18 protein-coding genes are annotated in these 19995 nt (G+C 73.1%); 8 read left to right on the top strand and 10 right to left on the bottom strand.

Features of this window, described 5'->3' with window-relative positions:
* The first annotated feature begins 584 nt into the window (after positions 1 to 584).
* Positions 585 to 1610: a tryptophan--tRNA ligase gene (gene trpS / locus ACZ3ZD_RS27425; RefSeq protein ID WP_467402560.1), complete on the top strand. Its 1026-nt coding sequence runs from the start codon at positions 585 to 587 to the stop codon at positions 1608 to 1610.
* Between the two features lie 29 nt (positions 1611 to 1639).
* Here the strand turns inward: trpS and proC are convergent, their stop codons facing one another.
* From proC to ACZ3ZD_RS27405, 4 genes are all read right to left on the bottom strand, one after another.
* Entirely contained in the window at positions 1640 to 2452 is an 813-nt protein-coding gene (proC, locus tag ACZ3ZD_RS27420; protein WP_467402558.1) for a pyrroline-5-carboxylate reductase, read from the bottom strand.
* A gap of 80 nt (positions 2453 to 2532) precedes the next feature.
* Positions 2533 to 3327 carry a class I SAM-dependent methyltransferase gene (locus ACZ3ZD_RS27415; protein WP_467402555.1) on the bottom strand — a complete coding sequence of 265 codons (795 nt, stop codon included), beginning with the start codon at positions 3325 to 3327 and terminating at the stop codon, positions 2533 to 2535.
* A 53-nt stretch (positions 3328 to 3380) separates the two neighbouring features.
* Entirely contained in the window at positions 3381 to 3881 is a 501-nt protein-coding gene (locus ACZ3ZD_RS27410; protein WP_467402554.1) for an EamA/RhaT family transporter, read from the bottom strand.
* Between the two features lie 54 nt (positions 3882 to 3935).
* The gene (locus tag ACZ3ZD_RS27405; protein ID WP_467402550.1) at positions 3936 to 4262 is read right to left on the bottom strand and encodes an SH3 domain-containing protein; all 327 of its coding nucleotides are present in this window, start codon (positions 4260 to 4262) and stop codon (positions 3936 to 3938) included.
* A 152-nt stretch (positions 4263 to 4414) separates the two neighbouring features.
* On the opposite strand from ACZ3ZD_RS27405, the gene ACZ3ZD_RS27400 reads away from it, so the two are divergent.
* Positions 4415 to 6568 (top strand): serine/threonine-protein kinase, encoded by a 2154-nt coding sequence (locus ACZ3ZD_RS27400; protein ID WP_467402548.1) that lies wholly within the window; start codon positions 4415 to 4417, stop codon positions 6566 to 6568.
* Positions 6569 to 6617: 49 nt separating this feature from the next.
* Here the strand turns inward: ACZ3ZD_RS27400 and ilvD are convergent, their stop codons facing one another.
* The 4 genes from ilvD to ACZ3ZD_RS27380 form a co-directional block, all read right to left on the bottom strand.
* Positions 6618 to 8471 carry a dihydroxy-acid dehydratase gene (ilvD, locus tag ACZ3ZD_RS27395; RefSeq protein WP_467402545.1) on the bottom strand — a complete coding sequence of 618 codons (1854 nt, stop codon included), beginning with the start codon at positions 8469 to 8471 and terminating at the stop codon, positions 6618 to 6620.
* Positions 8472 to 8566: 95 nt separating this feature from the next.
* Complete coding sequence (locus tag ACZ3ZD_RS27390; RefSeq protein WP_467402543.1) at positions 8567 to 9202, bottom strand: TetR/AcrR family transcriptional regulator; 636 nt, start codon at positions 9200 to 9202, stop codon at positions 8567 to 8569.
* Positions 9199 to 10020, bottom strand: a complete 822-nt coding sequence (locus ACZ3ZD_RS27385) for a sugar phosphate isomerase/epimerase family protein (RefSeq protein WP_467402538.1) — start codon at positions 10018 to 10020, stop codon at positions 9199 to 9201. The genes ACZ3ZD_RS27390 and ACZ3ZD_RS27385 overlap by 4 nt, the downstream gene beginning before the upstream one ends.
* A gap of 122 nt (positions 10021 to 10142) precedes the next feature.
* Positions 10143 to 11075 (bottom strand): Ppx/GppA family phosphatase, encoded by a 933-nt coding sequence (locus tag ACZ3ZD_RS27380; RefSeq protein ID WP_467402534.1) that lies wholly within the window; start codon positions 11073 to 11075, stop codon positions 10143 to 10145.
* A gap of 71 nt (positions 11076 to 11146) precedes the next feature.
* Between ACZ3ZD_RS27380 and ACZ3ZD_RS27375 the strand changes: the two genes are divergently transcribed.
* Complete coding sequence (locus ACZ3ZD_RS27375) at positions 11147 to 11968, top strand: DUF3109 family protein (RefSeq protein WP_467402532.1); 822 nt, start codon at positions 11147 to 11149, stop codon at positions 11966 to 11968.
* 57 nt (positions 11969 to 12025) lie between these two features.
* On the opposite strand, the gene ACZ3ZD_RS27370 is transcribed toward ACZ3ZD_RS27375, so the two are convergent.
* Positions 12026 to 13750 (bottom strand): BACON domain-containing protein, encoded by a 1725-nt coding sequence (locus ACZ3ZD_RS27370; protein WP_467402529.1) that lies wholly within the window; start codon positions 13748 to 13750, stop codon positions 12026 to 12028.
* A gap of 218 nt (positions 13751 to 13968) precedes the next feature.
* On the opposite strand from ACZ3ZD_RS27370, the gene radA reads away from it, so the two are divergent.
* The gene (radA, locus tag ACZ3ZD_RS27365) at positions 13969 to 15378 is read left to right on the top strand and encodes a DNA repair protein RadA (protein ID WP_467402524.1); all 1410 of its coding nucleotides are present in this window, start codon (positions 13969 to 13971) and stop codon (positions 15376 to 15378) included.
* 80 nt (positions 15379 to 15458) lie between these two features.
* Positions 15459 to 16583, top strand: coding sequence for a DNA integrity scanning diadenylate cyclase DisA (disA, locus tag ACZ3ZD_RS27360; RefSeq protein WP_467402522.1), 1125 nt, complete (start codon positions 15459 to 15461; stop codon positions 16581 to 16583).
* 55 nt (positions 16584 to 16638) lie between these two features.
* Here the strand turns inward: disA and ACZ3ZD_RS27355 are convergent, their stop codons facing one another.
* Positions 16639 to 17457 (bottom strand): hypothetical protein, encoded by an 819-nt coding sequence (locus tag ACZ3ZD_RS27355; RefSeq protein ID WP_467402518.1) that lies wholly within the window; start codon positions 17455 to 17457, stop codon positions 16639 to 16641.
* Positions 17458 to 17637: 180 nt separating this feature from the next.
* On the opposite strand from ACZ3ZD_RS27355, the gene ACZ3ZD_RS27350 reads away from it, so the two are divergent.
* The 3 genes from ACZ3ZD_RS27350 to ACZ3ZD_RS27340 all read left to right on the top strand — a co-directional run bounded on the left by ACZ3ZD_RS27350 (position 17638) and on the right by ACZ3ZD_RS27340 (position 19967).
* The gene (locus tag ACZ3ZD_RS27350) at positions 17638 to 18513 is read left to right on the top strand and encodes an HhH-GPD family protein (protein ID WP_467402515.1); all 876 of its coding nucleotides are present in this window, start codon (positions 17638 to 17640) and stop codon (positions 18511 to 18513) included.
* A 273-nt stretch (positions 18514 to 18786) separates the two neighbouring features.
* A complete protein-coding gene (locus ACZ3ZD_RS27345) occupies positions 18787 to 19326 on the top strand; it encodes a SigE family RNA polymerase sigma factor (protein WP_055703482.1) in 540 nt (179 codons plus the stop codon).
* Positions 19314 to 19967, top strand: a complete 654-nt coding sequence (locus tag ACZ3ZD_RS27340) for a hypothetical protein (protein WP_467402510.1) — start codon at positions 19314 to 19316, stop codon at positions 19965 to 19967. Before ACZ3ZD_RS27345 ends, ACZ3ZD_RS27340 begins: the two co-directional genes overlap by 13 nt.
* Positions 19968 to 19995: the final 28 nt, after the last annotated feature.

The following is a 19995-nucleotide window of genomic DNA, read 5'->3' as shown; positions in this document are numbered from 1 at the left end:
CGACTCTATCAGATCTTTTCTCGATCCGATTTCCTCGGTGCTTTCCAGGTTCCCGCTTCCGCGTTTCCCTTTCCGGCGGTTCCGACTTTATCAGATCCTTTCGGCGTCTGATCCCCGGTCAGCGGGGTTTGTCTTCCCGGCCGTTGGGCCGTTCCGACGAGTGAGACTTTAGCGGATTCCTGACTCCCGAGCTAATCGGGGGCCGGCGTCCTTTCGAACGCGGATTCCTCATTTCGCAAATACGCACGCCAAGGCAGACGACGCCGGAGCGTCGAATGACTGGGTGGTACCTGTGGAATGGCTGTCCGGGGACCGACCGGGGTCGGCGCTCACGTCGGACAACTCGGAGAACACTACGGAGGGGCTCCGGGTGTGTCAACTCGCTCCCGGGGAGCACTCCGGAGGCGTACTGTGGGGGACGTGATGACGCGTACGTGTAGCCAGCTCTGGTGGGCCGCCTGACGGCGGCCGTACTCACGTGTGCACTCAACGGCCGCCGCTTCGGCGGCCGTTCTCGTATCTCCCTCCGGGTCTTCGGGGGCCGGCCGCAGGGGCGGCGGTCCCGACCAGAAGGTGGAGTGGAGATGACTCGGGTCTTCAGCGGTATTCAGCCGACCGGGCACCTGACCCTGGGCAACTACCTGGGCGCCATGAGGCGCTGGGCCGAGGTGGACCAGCACCGGGCCGACTCGCTGTTCTGCGTGGTGGACCTGCACGCGCTGACCGTGGACCACGACCCCGCGCGGGTGCGCAGGCTCAGCCGGCAGACGACCACGCTGTTGCTGGCGGCGGGGCTCGACCCCGCGGTGTGCACCGTGTTCCTGCAGAGCCATGTCGACGAGCACACCCGGCTGTCGTACCTGCTGGAGTGCGTGGCGACCGACGGGGAGATGCGGCGGATGATCCAGTACAAGGAGAAGGCCGCGAAGGAACGGGAGCGCGGGGGGAGCGTGCGGCTGTCGCTGCTGACGTATCCGGTCCTGATGGCGGCGGACATCCTGGCGTACGGCACGGACGAGGTGCCGGTGGGCGAGGACCAGGCGCAGCACGTGGAGCTGGCCCGGGATCTGGCGGTGCGGTTCAACCAGCGGTACGGGCACGCGTTCGTGGTGCCGAGGGCGACGTTGCCGCGGGCGGCGGCGCGGGTGATGAACCTGCAGGACCCGACGCGGAAGATGGGGAAGTCGGACGACTCGGGGGCGGGGGTCGTCTATCTGCTGGACGAGCCGGACGTGGTGCGCAGGAAGGTGCTGCGGGCGGTGACCGACAGCGGGCGGGAGGTCGTCTACGACCGGGCGGAGCGGCCGGGGGTGGCGAATCTGCTGGAGGTGCTCGCCGCGTGCACGGGCGGGAACCCTGAGTCACTGGCGGACGTTTACGACTCGTACGGCTCTTTGAAGAAGGACACCGCGGAGGCGGTGGTGGAGGTGCTTCGGCCGGTGCGGGCCAGGCACCGGGAGCTGTGCGCCGATCCGGCCTATGTGGAGGGGGTGCTGCGGGATGGAGCGGAGAAGGCTAGGGCGTTGGCGAGGCCGACGGTCGATACGGCCTACCGGGCGATCGGGCTGCTGCCGCCCGTGGCGGAGCCCTCGCTGAGCGCCGCGCGGTAGCCGGGCGGCGCTCGGCGGGGCCGGCCGGGTCAGTCCTTCTTGCCGGTGGCGAGTTCGCGGCTGCGGTCGCGGGCGGCTTCGAGGGCGGCGATGAGGGCGGCGCGTACGCCGTGGTTCTCCAGTTCGCGGATGGCGTTGATCGTGGTGCCGGCCGGGGAGGTGACGTTCTCCCGGAGCTTGACGGGGTGCTCGCCACTGTCGCGGAGCATCACGGCGGCGCCGATCGCGGACTGGACGATGAGGTCGTGGGCCTTGTCGCGGGGCAGGCCGAGCAGGATGCCCGCGTCGGTCATGGCTTCGACCAGGTAGAAGAAGTACGCCGGGCCGGAGCCTGACAGTGCGGTGCAGGCGTCCTGCTGGCTCTCGGGCACGCGGAGGGTCTTGCCGACGCCGCCGAAGATCTCCTCGGCGTGCGCGAGGTGCTCCTCGGTGGCGTGGCTGCCGGCGGAGATGACCGACATGGCCTCGTCGACGAGGGCGGGCGTGTTGGTCATGACACGGACGACGGGGGTGCCCGCTGCCAGGCGCTCCTCGAAGAAGGAGGTGGGGATGCCGGCGGCTCCGCTGATGACCAGGCGGTCGGCGGGGAGGTGCGGGGCGAGTTCGTCCAGGAGGGTGCCCATGTCCTGCGGCTTGACCGTGAGGATCAGGGTGTCGGCGGTCTTGGCGGCCTCGGTGTTGCCGACCGGGGTGACCCCGTGGCGCGCGCGGAGTTCTTCGGCGCGTTCGGGGCGGCGGGCGGTGACCAGGAGGTCGGCGGGCGACCAGCCGGCCCGGATCATTCCGCTGAGCAGGGCTTCGCCGATCTTGCCGGTGCCGAGGACTGCGACTTTCTGGCTCATGCGGTTCAGTCTGGCACCGGGGTGGGGCACGCGGTTCCCCTGTCCGGTGGGCGGAACGGGGCCGGGCGGGCGCCGCGGGCTCAGGGTGTGCGGGCCACCAGGAGTCTGACGTCGTACGTCTCGTCGACCGTGCCGTCCGGGAAGGCCCTGAGGAGGTGGGCGCGCTCCTCCTCCAGGAAGGCGGCGGTGCGTTCACCGGGGGTGACGAGGAACGCCGAGTGGCTGCCGATGTTGGCGAGGTGGGTGTCGATCGGGACGCGGCGGCTCCAGCGGACCGTGCGGCGGGTGAAGGCCAGGCGCCCGCTGGGGTCGGCCAGTTGGTCGGCCCTGCCCGGCCTGCTCGCCTCGGCGGCGATGTCCACGCCGAGGAAGCGGGCCGCGCGCCGGCCGGCGTCGGCGATCCACGGGACGTCCTGGGCCTGGGTGTTCCACCACAGGGCCAGCGCCCCGCCCGGGCGCAGCACGCGCAGCGCCTCCGGTACCGAGCGGGCCGGGTCGGTCCAGTGCCAGGCCTGGGCGTAGGTGACGAGGTCGGCGTGGGCGTCGGCGACGGGGAGGGCGTTGCCGTCGCCGCGGACGAGCGGGACGCGGGGCAGTGTGCGACGGAACTCGGCGGCCATGCCCGCGCCGGGTTCGACCGCGAGGACGTCGGCGCCGCGGGCGTGCAGGAGGGCGGTGGCGATCCCGGTGCCGGCGCCGACGTCCACGGTCCGGGCGCCGGACAGGGGGCGGCCGGCCAGTTCCTCGACGGCGTCGAAGAGGGCGGGTGGATAGGAGGGGCGGTTGGCGGCGTACTGGGCTGCGGCGGAGTTGAAGGAGCCGGCGCGGGCGGTGTGGGCGTCCGGGTCGGCGGGCGGCGGCTGGATGGCGGTCATGGCGTCCTGTCTACGGCACCTCCGGCCGCCTGTCGCAGCAGTTTCCCGGACCGCTACCGGCCGCGCTTCCTCCGGGACGGGTTGCCGGTGCGGCGGGTGGTGCGGCGGGCGTGGGCCTCGCGGGCCCTGTCGTACTCCTCGCGGTGCAGTTTCTCGCCGGGTGCCTCGGTGAGGGAGCGGAAGAAGTAGGCGAGGAGGGAGCCGACGAAGCCGATGGCGAGCAGGCCGCGCAGTCCGGCCTGGCGTTGCGGGTCGTGGCGCCTGCCGAAGCCCTCCCAGGTGTTGCGGAAGGCGAGCGCGCTGCAGATCGCGAACATGGCGATGACCAGCACGGTCACGAAGGATCCGGTGCCGGCGATCTGGATGCCCTGGTAGGCGAGGCGCAGTACCAGGCAGGAGACGACGGCGGCCGCGAGGGATCCGACGGCGACACCGGCGCGGCGGGCCGCGTAGCCGTGGTCGTGGTGGACCCAGGACGTGCCGAAGAACCGCAGGGGTTCGGGGCGGGGGCCGGGGGCCGCCGTGGTGTCCGGGGTGCCGGTTTCGTCGCTCACGGGACGATTATGGCTCCGGGCGCCGGCGGACTCCCGGCCGGGGCGGTCCCGGGGTCAGCCGCAGCGGGAGGTGACGTAGCCGTCGCTGCCGGTGTGGACGTAGGCGTCGGAGACGTACTCGCCGCTGTCGATGAGGTCCCAGATGTTGGTGGTGCCGTAGGGGCCCGAGACGGTGGTGCCGGGTGTCTGGCAGTAGATCGGGACCCGGACGTCCTCGGGCAGGACGCGGACCAGGTTGTACTGGGTGCCCGGGCCGCTGCGGACGTTCAGCCGGACGCCGGGGGCGACGGCGTAGGTGCGGACGGCTGCCGCCGCCGGCCCCGCCGTGCCCTCGACGACGGCCTCGGTGTCCTCGGTTGTCTGTGCGCGGTCGACTGACATGTAGTGGTCCTCCCCCGTGTGTCACCGGAACGCGGCGCGCGACGCGTGTGCGCGACTCGCACGCAGACGCTAGCAAGCCGCCTCTGTCCCGTACGAGTCATCGACTAGGCTCCGTGCGTCGCGCGCGCGGACGAAGAGCACGGGGGTGGTCCATGTCGCCACAGCGCAACGGTGGAGCGGGCGCGGAAGCGGAACTTCCCGAACACGCCGGGCACTATCGGTTGGAGTCCTTTCTGGGGTCCGGTGGCATGGGGGTCGTCCATCTCGCCCGGAGCACCTCGGGCATGCGGCTCGCGGTGAAGGTCGTCCATGCCGAGTTCGCACGGGACCCCGAGTTCAGGGGCCGTTTCCGGCAGGAGGTGGGTGCCGCGCGCAGGGTCAGCGGTGCCTTCACGGCGCCCGTCGTGGACGCCGACCCGGAGGCCGAACGGCCCTGGATGGCGACCCTGTTCATTCCCGGCCCGACGCTCTCCGACCAGGTGAAGCAGAAGGGTCCCCTGGCGCCCGAGCAGTTGCGCCGGCTGATGGCGGGGCTCGCCGAGGCGCTGCGGGACATCCACCGGGTCGGGGTGGTGCACCGGGATCTGAAGCCCAGCAACGTGCTGCTCGCCGAGGACGGTCCGAAGGTCATCGACTTCGGCATCTCCCGGCCGAAGGACAGCGAGCTGCGCACCGAGACGGGGAAGCTGATCGGTACGCCGCCGTTCATGGCGCCCGAGCAGTTCCGGCGCCCGCGTGAGGTGGGTCCGGCGGCCGACATCTTCGCGCTCGGCTCGGTGATGGTGCACGCGGCCACGGGCCGTGGGCCGTTCGACTCCGACAGCCCGTACGTCGTCGCCTACCAGGTGGTGCACGACGAGCCCGACCTGACGGGCGTACCGAAGGGGCTCGCGCCGCTGGTGCTGCGCTGTCTGGCGAAGGAGCCCGGGGACCGGCCCACGCCGGACGAGCTGATGCGGGAACTGCGCTCGGTGGCGGCGTCATACGACACCCAGGCGTTCATACCGGCGCAGCGGACGGAGGAGGACGCGCCGGCCCCGCGGACGGCGGCACCGGGGCCCGCGCCGGAGCCCACGCCGGAGCCCGAGTCCGGCCGCCCCGCGCGCCCCCGGTCCGCCGGGCGGCGTCTGGGCCGGGTACGGGCGGCGGTACTGGCGGCGGGAGGGCTCGCGCTGGCGGGTGTGCTCGCCGCGGTGTGGGTGTCGGGCGGAAACGATCAGGCAGCCGGGGGCGAAACGGCGCCGGCCCTGACGGCGGCCCTCGGCGGTACCTGGACGGCCCGGCCCGCGGTCGGCGGCGAGGGCATGTCGCAGTGCGCGTACGGGGCCGGCAAGGTGCTCTGCGCGCGCCCGGGTGTGGTCTTCGCGCTCTCTCCGGCCGACGGCGGGCTGCTGTGGCGGCGCGCGGTGGACACGTCGTACACGAGCGGGCCGCCGGCCGTCTCCGGCGGGCTGGTGCAGCCGTACACGGACGGCGGCTCCCGGCTCGCGGGGCTCGACCCGGCCACCGGCAGGCAGGTGTGGCAGCGCCGGGTTCCCGCGGGGACGACGGTGCGGTACGCCGGTGGTACGGCCCTGCTCGCGAGCGCCGACGGCACGCTGACCGGGGTGGACGGCGCGACCGGCGCCACACGCTGGCACGGTGCCGTGACCGGGCGGGACCCGGCCTCCCTCGTGACGTTCCCCGGCGAGTCGGCGGCCTGGGTGACGCGTACGTCCGCCGACGGGACGAGCACACGGGTGACCGCCGTGGACCCGGAGACCGGCCGGGTGCGGTGGGACATCCGGCTGAAGGGCTGGCTGGCGCCGTTCGCCGCGCGGGACGGCGCGGTGTTCTTCCTGGCCCTGGACCGCGCGTACGGCGCCGAGGAGATCGTCCGCTACACCCCCGCGACCGGCGCGACCCGGCGTGTCCCGCTGCCCACCGTGCTCGACGGCGCGCACGCCACCGTGCACGGCGACGTCGTCTACGTGCTGGCCACCGGTGGCTCCCTGGACGCCGTCGACGTGGCGTCGGGCCGGCGCCTGTGGCATCTGGAGACGTCGGTGAGCCGTGGTTCGGCGCCGGTCGTGCGGGGCGGGCGGGTCTACTTCACCGCGACCGACGGCCGGCTGCTCGGGGTGGACGCCCGTACGGGCCGGCTCGTCGGGCAGACGCCGGCGCGCCTCGGCGCGGACTCCGCCCGGGTGGTGAGCGCCCCGCCCGTCCCGGTGCCGGTCGGCGGCCACGTCCTGACCGCCGCGCCCGACGGCACGGTCTTCGCGGTGGACGGCAGGAAGCCGTCGGCCTGGGACACCTCCCGGTGACGGGACGCAGGGGCCGCCCCCGTCACAAGGCGACCCCTGCCGCGACCGGTCAGCCCAGCCGGGACACGTCGCGCACCGCGCCCTTGTCGGCGCTCGTCGCCATCGCCGCGTAGGCGCGCAGGGCGGCGGACACCTTGCGGTCGCGGTTCTTCGGGGCGTAGACGCCGTTCAGGGACTCGGCGCGGCGGGCCAGTTCGGCCTCGTCGACCAGCAGCTCGATGGTGCGGCCGGGGATGTCGATGCGGATGCGGTCGCCGTCGCGGACCAGGGCGATGGTGCCGCCGGAGGCCGCCTCGGGGGAGGCGTGGCCGATGGACAGGCCCGAGGTGCCGCCGGAGAAGCGGCCGTCGGTGATCAGCGCGCAGGTCTTGCCGAGGCCGCGGCCCTTCAGGTACGAGGTCGGGTACAGCATCTCCTGCATGCCGGGGCCGCCCTTGGGGCCCTCGTAGCGGATGACGACGACGTCGCCGTCCTTGACCTCCTGGGTGAGGATCCGCTGGACGGCCTCCTCCTGGGACTCGCAGACGACCGCCGGGCCCTCGAAGGTCCAGATCGACTCGTCCACGCCGGCGGTCTTGACCACGCAGCCGTCGACGGCGAGGTTGCCGCGCAGCACGGCCAGGCCGCCGTCCTTGGAGTAGGCGTGCTCGGCGGAGCGGATGCAGCCGTTCTCGGCGTCGTCGTCCAGGGCCTCCCAGCGCTCGGACTGGGAGAAGGCCTCGGCGGAGCGGCGGCAGCCGGGGGCCGCGTGCCACAGCTCGACCGCCTCGGGGGACGGGGAGCCGCCGCGCACGTCCCAGGTCTTCAGCCAGTCGGAGAGGGAGGGGCTGTGGACGGCGTGCACGTCCTCGTTGAGCAGGCCGGCGCGGTGCAGTTCGCCGAGGAGGGCGGGGATGCCGCCGGCACGGTGCACGTCCTCCATGTAGTACGTGCGGTCCTTGGCGACGTTGGGGGCCACCTTCGCCAGGCACGGCACGCGGCGCGAGACGGCGTCGATCTGGTCCAGCCCGAAGGGGACGCCCGCCTCCTGGGCGGCGGCCAGCAGGTGCAGGATCGTGTTGGTGGAGCCGCCCATCGCGATGTCCAGGGCCATGGCGTTCTCGAAGGCCTGGAAGGTGGCGATGTTGCGGGGCAGGACGGTGTCGTCGTCCTGCTCGTAGTGGCGGCGGGTGAGGTCCATGACCGTGCGGGCCGCGTCGACGTAGAGCTGCTTGCGCGCGGTGTGGGTGGCGAGGACCGAGCCGTTGCCGGGCAGGGACAGGCCGATGGCCTCGGTCAGGCAGTTCATCGAGTTGGCGGTGAACATGCCGGAACAGCTGCCGCAGGTCGGGCAGGCGTTCTCCTCGATGCGGAGGATGTCCTCGTCGGAGATCTTGTCGTTGACGGCGTCGGAGATCGCGTCGACCAGGTCGAGCGTGCGGACCGTGCCGTCGACCAGGGTGGCGCGGCCGGACTCCATGGGGCCGCCGGAGACGAACACCGTCGGGATGTTCAGGCGCAGGGCGGCCATGAGCATGCCCGGGGTGATCTTGTCGCAGTTGGAGATGCAGACCAGGGCGTCGGCGCAGTGGGCCTCGACCATGTACTCGACCGAGTCCGCGATCAGGTCGCGGGAGGGCAGGGAGTACAGCATGCCGCCGTGGCCCATGGCGATGCCGTCGTCCACGGCGATCGTGTTGAACTCGCGCGGGATGCCGCCGGCCTCCCTGATCGCCTCGCTGACGATCCGGCCGACCGGCTGGAGGTGGGTGTGCCCCGGCACGAACTCGGTGAACGAGTTCGCGACGGCGATGATCGGCTTCCGGCCGATGTCCGCACCGGGTACACCGGAGGCGCGCATAAGGGCGCGGGCGCCCGCCATGTTGCGGCCGTGGGTGACTGTGCGGGACCTCAGCTCGGGCATCGTCGCTCGCTCCTTCAGACGGATGTGGCTGCTAACGAGCGTACGCCGGTCATCCAGTGGGCGGGACAAGGTGTCCGAATCGCGGGACGTCCGTTTCACGGAGCCGTCAGGTGCCCCTGTACGACGGGGGCGACGCGGGCGATGATCCGCTCCAGGTCCGCCGACGCCAGCGGCTCCACCCTGATCACGTACCGCAGCATGGCGCAGCCCACCAGCTGGGCGGCCGCCAGCTCGGCGCGCAGCTCGGCGTCCGGCGGGTCCAGCTGGGCGGCGATGCGGCGCAGCAGCTGGGCGGCGACCAGGCGGCGGAAGACGGTGGCGGCCGTGTCGTTGTCGACGGCCGAGCGCACGATCGCCAGCAGCGGGGTGCGGGTGACGGGGTTCTCCCAGATGCCGAGGAAGAACCGGGTCAGCCGCTCGCCGACGCCGTCCAGGGGGCCCTGGGCGACCGCGTCCGGCGCGTCCAGCGCGGGCGCGAAGGTGACCTCGACGGCCGCCTCGAAGACCTGTTCCTTGGTGCCGAAGTAGTGGTGGACGAGCGCGGAGTCCACACCGGCCGCCTTGGCGATGCCGCGTACGGACGTCTTCTCGTACCCGCGCGCGGAGAACTCCTCGCGGGCGGCGCCGAGGATACGGTCCCGGGTGCCGGCGGACTCGGTGCGCGGGGGGCGGCCGCGGCGGCGGGCGGGGGGCCCGGGCGGGGTGGCGTCCGCCGGCGGGGTGGCGGTCATCGGCGGGGCACCCGTACGGCCGCCGCGGTCAGGTGCTTGCGCGTGAACTCCAGGGCCTCGGCGAGATCGGCCTCGCGCTCCGCGCCGGACATCGCCCGCCGGGTGTTGACCTCGATCACGACATGGCCGTCGAAGCCGGTGTGCACCAGGCGTTCCAGCAGCTCGGCGCAGGGCTGGGTGCCGCGGCCGGGGACCAGGTGCTCGTCCTTGGCCGAGCCCCGGCCGTCGGCGAGGTGGACGTGCCCGAGCCGGTCCCCCATGCGGTCGATCATGTCCAGGGCGTCGGTGCGGGCCGTCGCCGTGTGGCTGAGGTCGATCGTGAAGTGCCGGTAGTCGTCGCGGGTGACGTCCCAGTCGGGGGCGTAGGCGAGCATCTCGCGGTCGCGGTAGCGCCAGGGGTACATGTTCTCGACGGCGAACCGTACGTCTGTCTCGTCCGCCATCCGCCAGATCCCGTCGACGAAGTCCCGGGCGTACTGCCGCTGCCAGCGGAACGGCGGGTGCACGACGACGGTGGAGGCGCCCAGCTTCTCGGCCGCCGCCCGGGCACGCTGGAGCTTCACCCAGGGGTCGGTGGACCAGACGCGCTGGGTGATCAGCAGGCAGGGGGCGTGGACGGCCAGGACGGGGATGCCGTGGTAGTCCGAGAGGCGGCGCAGTGCGTCGATGTCCTGGCTGACCGGGTCGGTCCAGACCATGACCTCGACGCCGTCGTAGCCGAGGCGCGCGGCGATCTCGAAGGCCGTCGCCGTCGACTCCGGGTAGACGGAGGCGGTCGACAGCGCGATGCGCACGTCTGCGTCCCTTGGTTCAGCCACGTCCGTCACCATACGGCGTCGGGTGGTGCCGGTGCGGGGTGCCCGTTCGCCGTTGTGAGCATCGCCATGTGCCCGCCTCCGGCCGCGTTCTGGTGGATCGCGCCGTTCCCCGCGTCCGGCTCCTAGTCGCTTCCCATGTGGTCCAGGCGCCGGAGGATCACGCCCTCCCGCAGGGCCCAGGGGCAGATCTCCAGGCTCTCCACGCCGAACAGGTCCATCGCGCCCTCGGCGACCAGGGCGCCGGCGAGGAGCTGGCCGGCCCTGCCGTCCGAGACGCCGGGGAGTTCGGCGCGCTGGTCGGCCGTCATGCCGGCCAGCCGCGGCACCCAGGCCTCCAGGGACTCGCGCTTGAGCTCGCGCTGCACGTAGAGGCCCTCGGCGCTGCGGGCGGCGCCGGCGATGCGGGCGAGCTGCTTGAAGGTCTTGGAGGTGGCGACCACGTGGTCGGGGGCGCCGATGCGGCTGAACTCGCCGACCGTGCGGGCGATCTCGGTGCGGACGTGCCGGCGCAGGGCGCGGACGTCCTCCGGGGCGGGCGGGTCGCCGGGCAGCCAGCCGGCGGTGAGGCGGCCGGCGCCGAGTGGCAGGGAGACGGCCGCGTCCGGTTCCTCGTCCATGCCGTAGGCGATCTCCAGGGAACCGCCGCCGATGTCCAGGACCAGCAGCTTTCCAGCGGACCAGCCGAACCAGCGGCGGACGGCGAGGAAGGTGAGCCGGGCCTCCTCCTCGCCGGTGAGCACCTGGAGCCGTACGCCGGTCTCGTCGGCCACGCGCGCGAGGACGTCGTCGGCGTTGGTGGCCTCGCGGACGGCGGAGGTCGCGAACGGCAGCAGGTCCTCGACGCCCTTGTCCTCGGCGGCCTGGAGCGCGTCCTGTACGACGGCGACCAGCTTGTCGATGCCTTCGTCGCCTATGGCACCGCTGTCGTCGAGGAGCTGGGCGAGCCGGAGTTCGACCTTGTGGGAATGCGCGGGCAGCGGCCGGGCGCCGGGGTGGGCGTCCACCACCAGCAGATGCACCGTGTTCGAACCCACGTCCAGGACACCGAGTCTCATGTACGGAACGCTACTGCCAGAACGTCCCCGCCCGGTCCCCGGAGCGGCGTTGGGCCACTTACCCTGGACGGGTGCCAAAGACGAAAAAGGCGAAGGCTGAAAAGGCCGACAAGGCGGGCAAAACCCCCAAGGAGGCGAGGATGAGCGACGAGAAGGGGCTCGACTTCGCCCGCGCCTGGGTGGAGTTTCCCGATCCGGCGGACGACGAGCAGGTGTTCCGCTGCGATCTGACATGGCTGACCTCTCGCTGGAACTGCATCTTCGGCAGCGGCTGCCAGGGCATCCAGGCGGGGCGCGCGGACGACGGGTGCTGCTCCCTGGGGGCGCACTTCTCCGACGAGGACGACGAGAAACGGGTCGCCGAGCATGTGGCCCGGCTCACCCCGGAGATCTGGCAGCACCACGACGAGGGCGTGCGGGGCGGCTGGGTCTCCGAGGACGAGGAGGGTTCCCGGCAGACCCGGCCCTTCCAGGGGTCCTGCATCTTCCAGAACCGGCCGGGATTCGCGGGCGGGGCGGGCTGCTCGCTGCACATCCTGGCGCTGAAGGAGGGGCGGGAGCCGCTGGAGACCAAGCCGGACGTGTGCTGGCAGCTGCCGATCCGGCGGACCTACGACTGGATCGACCGACCCGACGACACGCGCGTGCTGCAGGTGTCCATCGGGGAGTACGACCGCCGGGGCTGGGGTCCGGGCGGGCACGACCTGCACTGGTGGTGCACCTCGGCGACGTCGGCACACGGCGCGGGTGAGCCGGTGTACGTCTCCTACCGGGCCGAGCTGACGGAACTGATGGGCAAGGCCGGCTACGACCGCCTGGTCGGGCTGTGCGAACAGCGCCTGGCCTCCCAACTCCCCCTCGTGGCCCCGCACCCGGCCGACCCCGCGCTCTAGGTGCGCTGTCCCGGGACGTCGGTGACCCGCGTGCCGGGTGCATGAACAGGTGAGGGCCTAGGTGTCCGACGGGCTCGGAGTGTCCGTGGCGCTCGGGGTCGGGGTGGGCGTCGCGGAATCCGTGGGCGAGGGGGTGCCCGGGGGCGTGGTGGGCTCCGTGGGCGGTGGGGACTGGCTGGCCGGGGGGTCCGTGGGCGCGGTGCTGGGCGGGGTCGACGGCGGGGTGGCGGTCGGTCGGGAGCTGGGGCGGGTGGGCGCCGTACCGTAGCCGTCGATGGACACCACCGCGCCGGCCGGTGCCACCGCCACCCGTGCGTGCCAGTGGCCGGAGGGCTCGCGCAGATGGTCGACGTACACCTTCACCGTCAACGTCTGCCCGGGCTCGAGGGTTCCCGAGGACTGGCTGAAGTAGAGCCAGGCCGCCGACGTGGACACCGACCAGCGGACCTCGGCCGCTCCGGACGCCGTGAGCGTGATCAGCGTCGTGTCGCCGTCGTTGGCGGCGTCGACGGCCAGCCGCCCCGCCCCCTGACCGCCCCTGCCGCCGACGCTGACGACCTCCACCGAGACGTCGGCCTTGCCGTCCTTGCCGATCCTTGCGCCCGGCTTCACGCTGGCGTTCCCGGCGTTCTCGTAGCCGCCGGACGTGTCGCCGCCCAGCGCGTCGGGGCCCCGCGCCTCGCGCGCGGTCGCGGGGTGGCCGTCGTCGTCCCCGGCCGGGCCGCCCCGGTAGGCGGCCCACAGGGCGAGCACCGGCGCGGCGACCACCGTGGCGACGACCGTCGTGGTGACGGCCCGCGCGCGGAGCCGGTCGCGGCGGGCCGCGCGGTCCTTGGGGTCCATCGGGAAGCCGCGCCGGTCGAAGCGGGGTACGGCCGCGCCCCGCGCGCGCGTGTGGTGCGCGAGGGCCATGTGCAGGGCCGCGCGCGGGGCCTCCAGGACGGGCAGCTCGGCGGGGGTGACCGTGGCGCCGGGCCAGCGGCCGGAGACGGCGCGCTCGGCGGTGCGCCGGCAGCGCGGGCAGTCGTCGACGTGCCGGACCAGCTCGCGCCGCAGGGCCGTGCTGAGGACCAGCCGGCTGTCGCCGGTGAGGTGGGCCACGCTCGGACAGCCGCCCATGTGGATCACGGCGAGGGCCGCGCGGGTGCGTTCGACCTCGCAGGCGGCGGTGGCGAGCAGCTCGCGCGCGGCGGGGGGCTCCATGCCGAGGACGGCGGCGACCTCGTGGGCGCCGAGGTGGTGGCGTACGGCCAGCTCCAGGGCCTCGCGCTGCTCGGGGGTCGTACCGGCGGCCTCGGGCCAGGCCAGCAGGGCCAGTTCGCGGCGCCGCTCCTCCTGGACGTCCGGGGCGACGGGCGGGTCCGGGACGGCCTTCCCGGCCACGCCGCGGCCCGCCGCGTGCGTGGCCTGACGTTTCTGCTTGGCCTCGGCCAGCTTCCGCAGGCAGGCCCAGCGGGCCAGCGCGTACAGCCAGGCCCTGCGGTCGCCGGCGGACACCGGGACCCGGTGGCCGCGCCGCTCGGCCAGGGCGAGGACGTCACCGAGGGCGGCGGTGGCGGTGTCGTGGTCGCACAGGACCGACAGGCAGTAGGTGAACAGGCCGTCCAGGTAGGGCTCGTAACGCGCCGGCGTGCGCTGGGCGACGGTGCGCGCGGCGGCACGGTCGCGCGCCTCACGCTCCGCGCGCCGCGCTTCCCGCGCCTCACGTGTCTCACGGGCCTCGCGCTGCGCCCGGTGCGCGCCGGCCGTGCGGGTCGTGGTCTCCGGACTGCTGCTCATCACCCGTGCGACCGTAGGCGGCGGCGGAGTGCCCGATCTCCAACCTTGAGCACTTTTAATCCGTACGGGTGAAACGATCCCTCATAAGGGGACAGGAACCCTTCGTTCCGCGGCCGGATCCCGCCGGGCGGTGGCCGGTACGGGTTCCCTCGTCCGTGTTACCCGGCCCCGCGCCCCCGGCTCCCGGCCGCGTTGTCGGTGCCGCGGGCTACGGTTTGCGCATGGCTGCCCGTACCAAGACCACCAAGGACCGCCCGTCCTACCGCTGCACCGAGTGCGGCTGGCAGACGGCGAAGTGGCTCGGCCGCTGCCCGGAGTGCCAGGCCTGGGGCACGGTCGAGGAGTACGGCGCGCCCGCGGTCCGCACGACGGCTCCGGGCCGCGTCTCCGCCTCCGCGCTGCCCATCGGCCAGGTCGACGGCCGGCAGGCCACCGCCCGCCCGACCGGCGTGCCCGAGCTGGACCGGGTGCTCGGCGGCGGCCTCGTGCCGGGCGCGGTGGTCCTGCTCGCGGGCGAGCCGGGCGTCGGCAAGTCCACCCTGCTGCTGGACGTGGCCGCGAAGTCGGCGAGCGCCGAGCACCGCACCCTCTATGTGACCGGTGAGGAGTCGGCGAGCCAGGTGCGGCTGCGCGCCGACCGCATCGGCGCCCTCGACGACGACCTGTACCTGGCCGCGGAGACCGACCTGGCCGCGGTCCTGGGCCACCTGGACGAGGTGAAGCCGTCCCTGCTCATCCTGGACTCGGTGCAGACGGTCGCCTCCCCGGAGATCGAGGGCGCGCCCGGCGGCATGGCCCAGGTGCGGGAGGTGGCGGGCGCCTTGATCCGGGCCTCGAAGGAGCGTGGCATGTCCACCCTCCTGGTGGGCCACGTCACCAAGGACGGCGCGATCGCCGGCCCCCGCCTGCTGGAGCACCTGGTGGACGTCGTCCTGCACTTCGAGGGCGACCGGCACGCGCGCCTGCGCCTGGTGCGGGGCGTGAAGAACCGCTACGGGGCGACGGACGAGGTCGGCTGCTTCGAGCTGCACGACGAGGGCATCACGGGCCTCGCCGACCCCAGCGGCCTGTTCCTGACCCGCCGCGCCGAGCCGGTGCCGGGCACCTGCCTGACGGTCACCCTGGAGGGCCGCCGCCCGCTGGTGGCCGAGGTGCAGGCGCTGACGGTCGACTCCCAGATCCCCTCCCCGCGCCGCACGACGTCCGGCCTGGAGACCTCCCGCGTCTCGATGATGCTGGCCGTGCTGGAGCAGCGCGGCCGGATCAGCGCGCTCGGCAAGCGGGACATCTACTCGGCGACGGTCGGCGGTGTGAAGCTGTCGGAGCCGGCCGCCGACCTGGCCATCGCGCTCGCGCTCGCCTCCGCCGCGAGCGACACCCCGCTGCCGAAGAACCTGGTGGCGATCGGCGAGGTGGGGCTCGCGGGCGAGGTCAGACGGGTCACGGGCGTGCAGCGCAGGCTCGCCGAGGCGCACCGGCTGGGCTTCACGCACGCGCTCGTGCCGACCGATCCGGGGAAGGTGCCGTCCGGCATGAAGGTCCTGGAAGTCGCCGACATGGGGGACGCGCTCCGGGTTCTGCCGCGCGCCCGTCGCCGAGAGGCCCCACGGGAGGCGGAGGAGCGCCGGTAGACTTTGCCCTGGTCTCGCCCGTCCGTACGAACAGAGTGCGGGCAGGGAGGCGCGTCAGAACCTGCGACCGGAGGAGTGCAGTGGCAGCCAACGACCGGGCAGGAGCTCCCGGAAAGTCCGGTGGGAGTGCCGGTTCCGATGGCCTGATGCGCGCCTCGCTGAGCGCCGTGGCACCTGGTACGGCCCTGCGGGACGGCCTGGAGCGGGTGCTGCGCGGCAACACCGGCGGGCTGATCGTGCTCGGCTCCGACAAGACGGTCGAGGCGATGTGCACGGGCGGTTTCGTGCTGGACGTGGAGTTCACCGCCACCCGGCTGCGGGAGCTGTGCAAGCTGGACGGCGGCATCGTGCTGTCATCGGACCTGTCGAAGATCCTCCGGGCGGGCGTGCAGTTCGTGCCGGACGCGACCATTCCCACGGAGGAGACGGGCACCCGGCACCGCACGGCGGACCGTGTCTCGAAGCAGGTCGGCTTCCCGGTGGTCTCCGTCTCGCAGTCGATGCGGCTGATCGCCCTCTACGTCGACGGTCAGCGCCGGGTCCTGGAGGACTCGGCGGCGATCCTCTCCCGCGCGAACCAGGCGCTGGCCACCCTGGAGCGGTACAAGCTCCGGCTGGACGAGGTCGCGGGCACGCTGTCGGCGCTGGAGATCGAGGACCTGGTGACGGTGCGGGACGTCTCCGCCGTCGCGCAGCGCCTGGAGATGGTCCGGCGCATCGCCACCGAAATCGCCGAGTACGTGGTGGAACTGGGCACGGACGGACGTCTCCTCGCGCTCCAGCTGGAGGAGTTGATCGCCGGCGTCGAGCCCGACCGCGAGCTGGTCGTCCGGGACTACGTGCCGGAGCCGACGGCGAAGCGTTCCCGCACGGTCGAGGAGGCGCTGGCCGAGCTGGACGCGCTCAGCCACGCGGAGCTGCTCGAAATGGGCACGGTGGCGCGGGCGCTGGGTTACACGGGGTCTCCCGAGACGCTGGACTCGGCGGTGTCCCCGCGCGGGTTCCGGCTGCTGGCCAAGGTGCCCCGGCTGCCGGGGGCCATCATCGACCGGCTGGTGGAGCACTTCGGGGGCCTGCAGAAGCTGCTGGCCGCGAGCGTCGACGACCTGCAGACCGTGGACGGCGTCGGCGAGGCCCGCGCGCGGAGCGTGCGGGAGGGGCTGTCGCGCCTGGCGGAGTCGTCGATCCTGGAGCGGTACGTCTGATCCCCGGACCGGGACCGGGCACGGCCGGGCCGCGGCCCGGCCGCCCGGGGGGCCTTCAGTCGGCCGACAGCACGAACGAGGCCTGTGCCTTCGTGAAGCCCGGGGCCTTGGCCTCCAACAGGTACGTGCCCGGCTTCGCCGACCCCCCGGAGGGGGTCGCGCAGTGGGCCGCGCTCGGCGCGCGGTCCCACTTCACGGTGTACGTGATGCTCTGGCCGGCCGGCACCCGGAACATCAGGCTTCCCGCGCCCTCGGGGCAGTCGGAAGAGGTCCAGAACGGGTCGTCGCCGTCCGCCGGGGTGATGGTCAACACCGCGCTCTTCGGACCGAGATCGACCTTGCAGTCGGCCGACGAGCGGTTCTTCGCGGTGAGTTCGAAGGTCGGCGTCTGGTCCGGCGAGTAGGAGTTGTGCAGGCTCCGCAGGTCCAACGCGACTGCGGCGGACGTGCAGTTGGGCAGCGAGGAGGACGCCGGGAGCGCGTCGCCCGTACCGACGTCGCCGCCACCGGCCGCCGTACCCGAGCCGCCCGAGGAGCCGGCGGATCCGCCGGTCGAGCCGTCCGAGCCGCCGTCGCCGCCCGAGGCGGAGCCGGAACCGGAGCCGCCTCCGCCGTTGTCGCCGCCGCCCGACTCCTCGCGGCCGCCGGGGTGTTGGCTGATGGCGGAGCCGGACGGGGTCGGTCCGGGCGTGATGGTGTGGGTGGGGTTCTTGCCGTCGGACCCGTCGGCGTTCTTCCGGCCGCCCCCGCCGCCGGAGGCGACGATCCAGGTGACCACCAGCGCCAACAGGGCGACCACGGACAGCAGTACGACCCTCCGACGCCAGTAGATGGAGGAGGGAAGCGGCCCGACCGGATTGCGCAGAGATCCCACGGCGCAAACTGTACGAGAGATCGTCGTGCCGGCTTGCGCCACCCGCCGCGCCGCCGCGAACTTTTCCGGATCATCATCCCGGTAACTTCCGTGGGGGCCATGGTTCTTCCCATTTCGCCACGCTCGGTGATCACGTGGTCACCGCTTCCGCCCGCCGACCCGTGGCAGGATCGGAAGGCCATGACTGAGATGCTGCACGCCCCCGTGATCGCCTGGTTCGACGCCCATGCCCGCGACCTCCCCTGGCGCCGCCCGGAGGCGGGCCCGTGGGGTGTGATGGTCAGCGAGTTCATGCTCCAGCAGACCCCGGTGAACCGGGTGCTGCCTGTCTACGAGGAGTGGCTGGCCCGCTGGCCGCGCCCGGCCGACCTCGCGAAGGAGGCGCCGGGCGAGGCGGTGCGCGCCTGGGGCCGGCTCGGTTACCCGCGCCGCGCGCTGCGCCTGCACGGTGCCGCGGTCGCCATAGCGGAACGGCACGGCGGAGACGTACCGACGGATCACGCGCAGCTGCTGGCACTGCCCGGCATCGGCGAGTACACGGCGGCCGCGGTGGCCTCGTTCGCGTACGGCCAGCGGCACGCGGTGCTGGACACCAATGTCCGCCGGGTCCTGGCGCGGGCGGTGACGGGGGTGCGGTACCCGCCGAACGCGACCACGGCGGCCGAGCGGCGCCTGGCGCGGGAGCTGCTGCCCGAGGACGAGCGGACCGCCGCGCGGTGGGCCGCCGCCTCCATGGAGCTGGGCGCGCTGGTGTGCACGGCGAAGAACGAGGGGTGCGGGCGCTGCCCGATCGCCGCGCAGTGCGCCTGGCGGCTCGCGGGCAAGCCGGAGCACACGGGTCCGCCGCGCCGCGGGCAGACGTACGCCGGTACGGACCGGCAGGTGCGCGGCAAGCTGCTGGCCGTGCTGCGGGAGGCGCACGTGCCGGTGCCGCAGGCGGTGCTGGACCGGGTGTGGCACGAGCCGGTGCAGCGGGCCCGGGCGCTCGACGGGCTGGTCGCGGACGGTCTGGTGGAGCCGCTGCCGGGTGGTCTGTATCGGCTGCCGCTGGGCTGACGCACAGCCAGGTCACAACGCATGGGCCGCTGTTACCGAACCCGAAGGCCGACATAACCCCCATAAAGGGACATTACGGCTGCTCGCTTTACCCCGTTCGTACTTCCGTTACACAACCGACGGATAGCCGATTGCCAGCCGCAGGCTGGTCCGCACAGCCCCGTGACAACCACTCCGTAGTTTTCTCTGCGTGCCCGGCGGACCACCGGGCGCGGGGACAGCGGGACTTCGGGCACGAGCCGGAAGCACAGCGGGGAACGGAGGCGGTTGAACATGGCCCAGGGCGAGGTGCTCGAATTCGAGGAGTACGTCCGCACCCGGCAGGACGCGCTGCTGCGCAGCGCGCGCCGGCTGGTCCCGGACCCGGTCGACGCCCAGGACCTGCTGCAGACCGCGCTGGTACGGACGTACGGCCGCTGGGAGGGCATCGCCGACAAGCGGCTCGCCGACGCCTATCTGCGCCGGGTCATGATCAACACGCGGACCGAGTGGTGGCGGGCCCGCAAGCTGGAAGAGGTGCCCACCGAGCAGCTGCCGGACGCGTCCGTGGAGGACTCGACCGAGCAGCACGCCGACCGGGCCCTGCTGATGGATGTCATGAAGGTGCTCGCACCGAAGCAGCGCAGTGTCGTGGTGCTGCGACACTGGGAGCAGATGTCCACAGAGGAGACGGCCGCTGCCCTCGGCATGTCGGCCGGTACGGTCAAGAGCACGCTGCACCGGGCGCTCGCCCGGCTCCGTGAGGAGCTGGAGGCCCGCGATCTGGACGCACGCGCGCTGGAGCGTGAGGAGCGGGAGCGTTGCGCGGCCTGACCGGGGCCGGGCCCGACCGGGCCCTAGGCAGTACACAGGCGGTGATCGCGGTGGGGGCCGCGCTCGCCGCCCTCGCCCTTTTCGTCGCCGCGTGCGGCAGTGGGGGCACGGGCGCCCGGGACGAGGGCCCGGCACACGCCTCGGCGGTGGCCGGGGCCGTCGACTCCCCCTCCCCCAGCCCGGCGGAGCGATACCACCGGGTGGATCCCGTGGCGCTGATCAAGAGCGATCCGGAGGTGTCGAGCGCGGTCAAGCGGGAGCTGAAGCCGTGCAACGGCGACGAGTACCCGGTCGACGTGTCCTACGGCAATCTGACCGACGGACCCGTGGACGACGTCGTCGTCAACGTGCTGACCTGCGCCGACGCGGTCGGAATCGGCTCGTATGTGTACCGGGACCGCGACGGCTCGTTCCGGAACGTGTTCAAGAGCGAGGAGTCCCCGGTCTACGCCGAGATCGACCAGGGTGTCCTGTCGGTGACCCGGCAGTACTACGAGAGAGGGGACCCGATCTCCAGCCCGTCCGGTGAGATCGTGACCCCGTACCGGTGGACCGAGGGACGGTTCGCGCCGGGGAAGTCCACCCGCAACGAGTACAGCAAGTCGGCCGGCGGGGGCCCGACGCCCACGCCGGACAGCTGACGCCCCCGCCGGGCACCACCCCCCACGA

Source organism: Streptomyces sp. NPDC023481 (assembly GCF_055560195.1).
The sequence above is the reverse complement of the archived record's forward strand: the minus strand, read 5'-3'. Positions and strand labels throughout refer to the sequence as shown.